This window comes from Brachyspira catarrhinii (genome assembly GCF_005518285.1).
GTDB lineage: Bacteria > Spirochaetota > Brachyspiria > Brachyspirales > Brachyspiraceae > Brachyspira > Brachyspira catarrhinii.
The window spans coordinates 1-9,952 of sequence record NZ_SJDU01000052.1; the positions used below are offsets into that span (position 1 = coordinate 1).

6 protein-coding genes are annotated in these 9,952 nt (G+C 32.9%); 2 read left to right on the forward strand and 4 right to left on the reverse strand.

The window, feature by feature from the left end; genetic code table 11:
• Positions 1-270: 270 nt before the first annotated feature.
• Both EZH24_RS03335 and EZH24_RS03340 read left to right on the forward strand, forming a co-directional pair.
• Positions 271-2,754 carry a Crp/Fnr family transcriptional regulator gene (locus tag EZH24_RS03335; protein WP_137997713.1) on the forward strand — a complete coding sequence of 828 codons (2,484 nt, stop codon included), beginning with the start codon at positions 271-273 and terminating at the stop codon, positions 2,752-2,754.
• 173 nt (positions 2,755-2,927) lie between these two features.
• The gene (locus EZH24_RS03340; protein ID WP_236847053.1) at positions 2,928-4,781 is read left to right on the forward strand and encodes a methyl-accepting chemotaxis protein; all 1,854 of its coding nucleotides are present in this window, start codon (positions 2,928-2,930) and stop codon (positions 4,779-4,781) included.
• A 62-nt stretch (positions 4,782-4,843) separates the two neighbouring features.
• On the opposite strand, the gene EZH24_RS03345 is transcribed toward EZH24_RS03340, so the two are convergent.
• The 4 genes from EZH24_RS03345 to fabV form a co-directional block, all read right to left on the reverse strand.
• Positions 4,844-5,326, reverse strand: a complete 483-nt coding sequence (locus tag EZH24_RS03345; RefSeq protein ID WP_137997714.1) for a tRNA (cytidine(34)-2'-O)-methyltransferase — start codon at positions 5,324-5,326, stop codon at positions 4,844-4,846.
• A gap of 96 nt (positions 5,327-5,422) precedes the next feature.
• Positions 5,423-7,702 (reverse strand): hypothetical protein, encoded by a 2,280-nt coding sequence (locus tag EZH24_RS03350; protein WP_137997715.1) that lies wholly within the window; start codon positions 7,700-7,702, stop codon positions 5,423-5,425.
• Between the two features lie 40 nt (positions 7,703-7,742).
• Positions 7,743-8,669 (reverse strand): site-specific tyrosine recombinase XerD, encoded by a 927-nt coding sequence (gene xerD, locus EZH24_RS03355; protein WP_137997716.1) that lies wholly within the window; start codon positions 8,667-8,669, stop codon positions 7,743-7,745.
• A 267-nt stretch (positions 8,670-8,936) separates the two neighbouring features.
• Positions 8,937-9,952: enoyl-ACP reductase FabV (gene fabV / locus EZH24_RS03360; RefSeq protein ID WP_137997717.1), on the reverse strand; the 1,016-nt coding region annotated here is incomplete at its 5' end.

Genomic DNA, 9,952 nt, shown 5'->3' on the forward strand with positions numbered 1-9,952 from the left:
GCTTTGCTTAACGAAATTATAGTATGCTAATTTATAGTATTTAATCATAATTAAACTATCCATTATTTATTAACTTTATAATTAAAATATAGCATGAATTAAAAAATATGTCAATAGTTTAATTAAATTTTTTTGTCATTAAAAAATTAAAAACCGTCATTGCGTAAAGAAACTATTTTTTATTATTTCAATTTTTTTAAAATATTATATACTATTATAAATTTAATAAAATAAACAGTAATTTTTTAATATTAAAAAGGAATAATTAAAATGAGTATAAAAATAGAAGAAACGGGATTTTTAAAAGTAGCCTCCGATACCGTGCTTTTTAGCGAAGGAGAAAAAGTGGCTAATCTTTTGGTTTTCACTAAAGGCAATGTGGATGTTTATATATCTTCGAGAGATTTATTCGGAATGGAAGACCAAGAAGAGATAATTAAACATAGTTGTAAATTATTTAAAATTCCTAAAAATATTATAATAGGAATAGGCGGATATAGAGACAATTCGAATTATATGTTTTCGTTAAAGTCGAATATTGAAAACGAAGTGTATATTGTAAAAACTTCAAATAAAGACGAAATTAAAAGTTTCTTTAACAAAAATAAACCTTATTTAACGAATATGTATCATTCTATATCTTACTTAACTCTTAAATTTTACGAAGAATATATAAAAATAAGAAATATAAACAACGAATTAAAAATAATATCCACAAATTTAGGAGTTTTATATTTCAATCTTAACGACAAAAATAAAAATATGCAATCTAAACCGTTTTTAAATGCAAAAGAAATATTTGACGATGCGATTAATTCTGGAGTTTATATTCCTCATTCTTTTGACGCCGATTTTGTGAAAGCGAATCATAACGAAATATATATGCATAATAAAAATTTATCGGAAGAAAATAGCGAAGATAAACTTAATGTGGAAATGGATTATATAAGAAGATTTTTAACTATGCCAAAAAATATTAAGGACGGATTTTTCACTTACGATACGAATATGAGTTTATCCGCCGCAAATATGCTATACGATAATTTGACTTATATAATAACTTTGCTTAAAAAAGAATTTGTGGAAACTATGGGAAATATGCTTTTTCTCTATTCGCATGATAAAGAATCTTTATTTAGCGAATATTCAAAAATGGCGTTCGAACTTGAAAAAGAAGGAAAAGACAACGAAGTATGGGCAAAATACACGAAACATATAGGCGATATAACAAAAACTTTCTATAATTTAATAAAAGAAGAATACGATTTCGATTTGAATATAGACGAAGCGGAAATTAATTTAACCATAGAAAAATTGGAAAAAACTTCCGAAAAAGTCGAAACGGAAAGCCAAAAAGTAAAAGTCGTTATGGGAGCGGAACAAATACCAGAAGAGATTAAGAATCCCGTTAAAAAACTAATTGAAATGTCGAGCATAGACGAAGATAACGCAAAAAAATTATTGAAAGGTTTGGACGATTTTGGAAAACTTAAAGATAAATTCGATACGGAAGACGATGCGAGAAAAATAAGAAGGTCGGTTACCAATGTATTCTTTGAAATATATAGAGAAGTCGCAAAAAGAGCGATTATAAACGGCGATAAATCCAAATTGGTAAAAATGTTTTTAAATTACGGCTATATGGACGACAAATTGCTTACTCCAAATCAAATAATAGATTTATACGAAGTGGAAGATAAAACCAAAGCGAAAAGATTTAATATTTTTTATATAGACGAATGGCTTAAAAAAATATACGATAAGGAAGAGTTGCCTTCTGTTAACGGTTTCGGGCAAGATTATAAAGAAGCTTTAAGAGAGATGAAAAAACGAGGAACTATAAGCGATAAAGAAGCGGAAGAACATTTTGAAAGTCAATCGAAGAGATTGGAATACGAAATCGACAATATGATTCAAACGACTCAAAGATTATGCTACGGACAAGTGAGCGTATATTTTCCGATACTTCATAGCGATATGATAATAAAAGAATTTGACGCGTCCTTACTCAAAAGAGATTTTATCGAAAAAACTTTTAACTCCATAATGGAAGTTGATTTTTCCGCATTCTATAGAGAAGTTTTATATAAAAACGAAGAATTGAATATAACTAAAGAATTGGTTATGCAGGAAGTTTTGCCAAATATAATATTAATGCCTACATACGGTTCGAGAGCGATAATGTGGGAAGAACTTTCAAGCAGACAGAAAAACAGCACGGGAAGATTTTTATTCCCAATATTCACTTCGGAAGATTTGGAATCTTTGGCTATTCCGACAGTAGGGGCTTTCAGATGGGAATTATGCAAAACTATGCTCGGTCCAGCTTGGAACGATATTACTCAAATGTCATTAACCTCCGAATACAGCGATTATGTTCAATTCTATAAAAAGAACAGAAATTTATCGGACGATTCTAAAGAAAAATTAAAAATACAGATTAAAAAATGTAGAAATAATTTGAGAGAAGTTTTCGTATCCGATTATTTTATTTGGATAAAATACGAAAGCAAAGGAATAATGCGATTAAACAGAGTCGTTAGAAATATTTTATACAGACAAGTTCCTTTCGCAAAAGATATAAGGGAAGAGGTTGCAAAACAGCCTATGTTCGCCGATATTGCAAATAGATTTAAAAATATTAGACATAAAAAAGCGATTGAACTTGAAAATAGATATTTTAAATTTACGAAGTCGGGAAATCCTTTGCCCGAAGAATTGGCAAGCCATATAGATTTTTATAAAAATCTGTAGAAAATATATAATGAAATAAATTTGATTTTTTATGCCGAAAATATTATAATGTTTATAATACAAAAGAAATTTTATTAATTTATTATTTATAATCGAATGTAAAAATTATATTTATTTTTCCGAAAATAATAAACGATAAAATTCAAATATTAATATTTTATGGAGATTTTTAGATGTTACATCAACTTCAAAGTTTAAAAGTAAGAATGCCGCTTATAATAATCGCGTTGTTTACGGTATCAATTATTGTCTTGGTAATTGTAACCGAAGTAATGGTATCGAATACTATTACCAAAACGACTTATACGGGATTCGACAATACGGTAATGGGATACGCCTCTTTAATGGACACTTGGTTCGAATCTCAATCGGATATTTCGCAAGTATATATTAAATCCGACCCCGTTAGAAATTACTTGACTATGCGAACGGAAGAAACGAGGGATGCGGCTTTAACGAGATTGAGAGTTTTTAACGAAGATAACGAATATTCGATAAATATGGGTTTAACGGATATTAACGGAAATGTTTTAATCGACTCCGACAACGAGACTTTAGTAGGGCAGAATATGTTTAATATTCATCCCGATTTAAGAGATAAAATTCAAACCGATAGAGAAGCTTATTACGGGGACAATATAACGCGTTCTTTAACCACGGGAGGTTGGGCTTTGGTATCGGTATCAAAAGTTATTTCAAACGGTAGAGTTATAGGTTATTTATATTATATGCTCGATTGGACATCTTTAATCAGAACTCGTATAGAGCAGCTCATTATAGGAGAGACGGGAGCTTTATTCTGTATAGATAAAAATCTTACGGTAAAGATTCATAATAAAATAGAAAATATAAATACGACTCTTCCGCAAGACTTTACCAGAGCTTTTGAAACTAAAACGGGAATAATAGATTATGTGTTTAACGGAGAAGACAGAATAGCCGCATATACGACTTTGAACTCTATGCCTTGGGTTTTGGGAATATCTATGACCAACGAAGAGATAGAAAGAGACAATAGAAGAGTTATAAGAGCGATAATAATTATAGCGATAGTTTCCATAGTGGTAATATCTATTATAGTTTCTATATTTATAAAATCTATAACGACTCCTTTGGGATTATTGACGGGATTATCGAAAGAAATAGCGGACGGAGATTTGAGAACTACCAAACAGAAAATACATCGTAAAGACGAACTTGGCGAGCTTTCAAACGCTTTCGTTGCGATGAGAAAAAAAGTTGTCGACACTATATATAAAGTGGAAGAATCGGCAAATCATATCAGCGCCGCCGCAAAAGAATTAGCCGAACAAAATACCGATTTGTCTCGCAGAACGGAAAGTCAAGCCGCAAGCATCGAAGAAACTTCCGCATCTATGAACGAGATTTCAAACAATATAAGACAATCTTCAAACGATTCTATAAACGGTAATAAAATGATATTGGATTCAAAAGATTCTATAGAGAACGCTGGAAATATAATAACCGAAACCACGAAAAATATAGAAGAAGTTCATGAAGCAAGCTCGAAGATTAAAGATATAACGAAGATAATCGAAGATATAGCCTTTCAAACGAACATACTCGCGCTTAACGCTTCCGTAGAGGCTGCTAGAGCGGGAGAGCAAGGAAAAGGTTTTGCGGTTGTCGCTTCGGAAGTTAGAAATTTGGCTCAAACGACTCAAACTTCGGTAAAAAGCATAACCGATTTGATAGAAAATGTTTACAATAAAATAGACAAAGCTACGGAAACGGCAAGAGAATCTCAAACCATATTCGTTGAAATTCAGCATAAAATTGACGAAGCTTCGACTATGATGCAAAATATAAGTCATAGCGCTGTGGAACAACAAAGCGGAATAGACCAAATAAAAATTGCTATTGAGGAAATGGATACCACGACTCAAAGAAACGCCGCTTTGGTAGAAGAAGCTACGGCATCTGCGGATGTATTATTTGCTCAGTCGAAGGAATTAATGAACGCTATTCATATATTCCAACTTCCAGAGAATAACGGCGATAAATAAAATAATTAAACGAATAAAAAAGAGGGGCATTAAGCTCCTCTTTATTTTTAGTATAATATACATTATAAAAGCGCAATTTGTCTCAAAGCCTCGTAAGAAACAATTGCGACTGTGTTTGAAAGATTAATCGAACGAACTTTATTCGTCATTGGAATATAAATCGAATTTTCAAAATCGTTTTCCCATAAAGATTCCCGCAAGCCCGAACTCTCTCTGCCGAAAAGAAATATATCGTTATTCGAATAATCGAATTTATCGAATCTTATTTTTCCAAATTTTGAAACGGGAACTATTTTCAAATTATTTTCTTTAGAATATTCAAAAAATGTATTTTCATTTTCATGTTTTATAAGTTTAAGGTTTTCCCAATAATCGAGTCCCGCGCGCCTTATTTCTTTCGAGCTTAATATAAAAGAAGGTTTTGAAACTATATGCAAAGTTATTCCAAGTCCAACGCATAATCTTCCTATATTTCCCGTATTTGCGGGAATTTCTGGACGATAGAGAGCGATTGATATATTAAAATTATTAAATTCTTTTTCCATAAAATTAGACTATAATAAAAACAATGGGGTTCGCTTCCGCGTCCTTTAGGATAACCCATTGTTAATAGTTAATATTAATTTTTTATTTATGATAAATCAATTATCTTTAGTTTCGTCTTTTGTATTATTACTACTTTTGGCATCTTCGCCTTTAGCCATAATCGCGTTTTCTTCTTTCGCGGGTTCTGGTTTTGGAATTAAAGTATGAAGCAAAGTATAAACCGCAGCGACATTTTCTTCGCCCGATTCTGCAGTCACTCTGAAAGACATTAAAGAAGAATATCTGCTTCCGCCGTAAGCGTATTTGAATCCTATTTCCGCAGTTCCGCCCGCTTCTATATTTACCGTTTGCGAGTCGAGAGCGATTGCCGATAAAGCTTGAGCCAAATCGGTTTTTATAGAAACATTATTTAGTCTTTTTGAAGTTCTATTAACTATAGTCAAAACTCCCGTTCTATTTCTCTCGTCAAGTTTAACCGTCACATTAAAAGGGTTTTCCGAATATTTTTCTTCTATTCTCGAAACTATCGAAGCGTTTATATTCGCCCATTCTCTTATGCTATTTCCCGCTCCTCTGAATCTCGACCATAACATTCTTGAAATATCATGAAAAAATACTCCTCTTATTCTACTGCTTCTATTGAATTTCGCTTCCGATTCGTAAACTCTTTTCATATATTCCAATTCTGGACGCAAACTTCCGTCTTGAAGTCTATTGTCAATCATATTGCCGACTAAAGTGTTGTATTCTCCCGATAAATATCTGGGCCAGCTTGCAAGCATTCCTACATGTTGCGCTCTATTCGCTTCGTATATCATTACCGCATCGTAATCTATACCAGCGTCAAAGAACATATAAGGGTCCTGTCCGTGTTCCTGCCCTTGATTCCAGCCTAAAGTGAATGCCCATAATTTTTTCTTTATTCCAGATTCTTTTACTTGTTTTATTATCAAAGATTCTTTATGCGCTCTAAACCATCGCCATTTAAGTCCTATTTCTTTTTTTCCTCTATTAACCGCAAGCCATTTCATTCTCGCCTGTTTGCTCATAGTTTGCCAATTCGCTGGAACATAAACTCCCGTAAGCTCTACCATTTCGTCAACCATTTCGTATCCGTCAACTTCGCCCGTTCTTATAAAATCCAACCCCACATAAGAAATATTCGGATTAGAATCGTATCTTTTCAAAATATCGATTATATCTCTCACTCTTTTTGGGTCGGCTAAAGAAATATGTCGGCTTTCAACCAAACTTTTTGTTTCCGAATTATAACCTATCGAAACCTCGTAGCCGCCTTTTCTCGCTCCGCCTCCAGCTGCAAAATAACTCATAACATAAGCGCCAAGTTCAACATTTCCTTTTTTCTTGCTCGCCGCCAAATTTTCAATATTTTTAATCATAGCTTTAGCCCAAGGCTCGTCCGAAGTTATTCCTCCCGTCCAGCCAGTCGTCTGTCCGCCTATAGCCCAAAATATATCGCATTTCATGTATCTTATCCAATCGTAAATGGCATCATAATCGGTAAGCTCTCCCGTTTCAACGCTCGGCACTCTTTTTGTCGTCAAATCTATAGCGTATTCCAAAGTGGCTATTTTTTTAGTTTCTTTCGCTGGAGGAGATTGTCTTCCTTTTACGGTAAAATCTTTCGTGTATCCGTATATTCCTTTTTCGGTTTGAACCAAAACCACAGCTTGATATTCTCCCAAAGTTCCGCCGAAAGGATGCAAATAAGTTCCTTTATATTGCGAATTTTCAATTTTAAATACATTTATCGAATATCTGTCGTCTCCGTTTTTCCTAACAAGTTTATCCGACTTATATCTGACATAAATGCTTATATTTTTTACCTTATCCGTTGTGTAAATGGAAGCGTTTATTACAACTGGCTCGTATCTGAAAACGGATATTTTAGACAAATCGATTGCGACCCTTGGAGATTCTCGTCTTCTCGTATTTATTATAGCCGTATCAATCGCTTCGCTTAATTTGTCGGCTTTAGCGTCCGTAGTATTTGCAGAAAATACCAAAGCGGGCAATACATTTGGATTTGGCATATTTCCGTTTATCTCATCGGCGCTTAATAATAATTCTTGATTCAAAAGTTCTATATCGCTGCTCGCTATTATATTTTCTTTAAGATAAAAATCTCCAAAATCCACGGATAAATCGTAATCGTATACGGGTTTTACGGTAGATAAAGAAAGCGAATCGGGATTATACATATCTATTCTGCGAAATTGATTATCTTCGCTTAATTCGTAATGAGATTCGCTATTGTTTATTATGGTTATTCTCTCCCCTATTCCAAAAGTAAGCAATATGAGAGAGACGGTGATTAATAATAATAAAGTTGTGGCAATTATGCTATTTTTCATTTTTATAAATTATTCCTTTAATTATTTATTATTTTATATTTCATATATTATTCCTCGTATGTTTAGGATGTTTTGGATGCTTGTCAATCTGCTTTTTCAAATGCGAAGCGTCCACATGAGTATATATTTCCGTTGTGGTTATATCCGAATGTCCCAACATTCTCTGAACCGACCTTAAATCCGCTCCATGCTGTATCAAATGCGTAGCGAAACTATGTCTCAAAGTATGCGGATGAACATTCTTTTCAATGCCGCTTTTTCTCATAGTTTCTTTTACTATTTTCCAAATTCCGACTCTCGAAATCTTATCTCCTCTAAAATTCAAAAACAATTCTCTCGTGTTTTTGCCTTTCACCATAATCACTCTGCTAGTATGTATATATCTTCTTAATATGTCCAACGCGCTGTCGTTAATCGGAACTATTCTCTCTCTCTTGCCTTTTCCAAATATTCTCAAATATTTTCCTTCAAAAGATATGTCTTCTATTTTTAAAGAACAGAGTTCGGTTACTCTCAATCCAGAAGAATACATAAGCTCGAAAATCGCCTTATCTCTCAAACCTTTATCCGTTTTTTCGTTATGAACGGAAAGCAAATCGTCAACTTCGTTTGTGGTTAGAGATTCGGGCAAAATTCTTTTTAATCGTATAACTTCCAAATTATCGGTAGGGTTTTTTGAAATATAATTTTCCATTAGTAGAAATTTATAAAGATTAACTACACTCACTTTATTTCTTGCAACCGTTCTTACCTTAGAGCCTTGTTCCTTTCTTTCATCCAAAAATCTTTCAATATCGCTTCTTGCGACTTTTAATATCGTCTTTTTATTTCTGCTTAAAAAATCGAGATATATCGCTAAATCTCTTCCGTAAGATTCGAGAGTATTTGAGGATAAGCCCTTTTCCACTCTCTCGTAGTTTAAATACATTGATAGTATTTCTTGGTCCGAAATCTGTTTCACTGACATTGAAAATTGCCTCTTAATTAAAATATATACATAATAAAGTCAACATAAAAAATTTGTAGTATTTTGTTAACTTATATATATTATCGACAATGTTCTTTATTTATTTAAACATAATCTATATTTTAATTTAACTTAAACTATCCGCTTATAAGATAATAAAAAAATCCGAAATATTGTTTAAAAAATTTAAGCAATACTTCGGATAAATTTTTATTTTTTTATTTTTTAAATTTAAAGAATTTATTTTTTATTCAACATAAATTTAAATTATATCTGAACATCGGCATCGTAATTAATATCGTTAAAACCGAAACCATGCAAATGCAAATATTCGTCTCTAAACTGATTCAAGTCGGCGTTCGCTTTTAAAGTTTCGTTGTCTTTAACTTTATTCCAAGATTCCAAAACTTCTTTTTGAACATCGTCTCTGAGTTCCCAATCGTCAAGTCTTAATCTATGTTTTTCGTCCAATATAGCGCCTTTTCCTGAAAATAATTTTTCGTTAAACTGTCTATACATTTGTTCTATACAACCTTCATGGATTCCTTTATCTTTCATTATTTTGAATAGAATGCTTATATATAAAGGCATAGCGGGAATAACGGCGGACGCTCTCGTAACAACGGCTTTTGCAACGCTAACATAAGCATGTCCTTTTAGTTTTTCCTGCATAAGTTTATCCAATTCCAAAGCGGTATTTTCCAAATCGTCTTTTGCTTTTCCAATCGTTCCGTCTCTGTAAATGGCTTTAGTTATTTCGGGACCTATATAAGAATAAGCTATAGTCAAAGCGTTTTCGGATAACATATCGGCTTTAATCAAATCTTCAATCCATAATCTCCAATCGTCTCCGCCCATAACTTTTACAGTAGCTTTTATATCTTCTTCGGTAGCGGGGTCTATTTCCACATTTATAAGCTCTTCTTTCATGAAATCGACTCCGATTCCTTTATACTTTTGTCCCACAGGTTTTAAAGTGGAGCGATAAGTTATATTTTCTTTTTCGTCCTTTCTTATTCCCGTAGCCAAACTATAAATGAGAATGTCAATCTTTCCGCCGAAAAATTCTTTAGCTTCTTTTATTATATTTTCTTTTGAAGATTCTAAAAAAGCGTCTCCCACAATAGTTTTTTCTTTGAGTCCGTCTCGTTTTGCAAATTCGCTGAAAGCGTTATTATTATACCAGCCCGGGGTAGCCGTCTTTTCTTCGCTTGCCGCTCTTTCAAAAGAAACTCCCATAGTATTGGCGTTCAAACCGTAAGCCAAAACTATTCTGCTTGCAA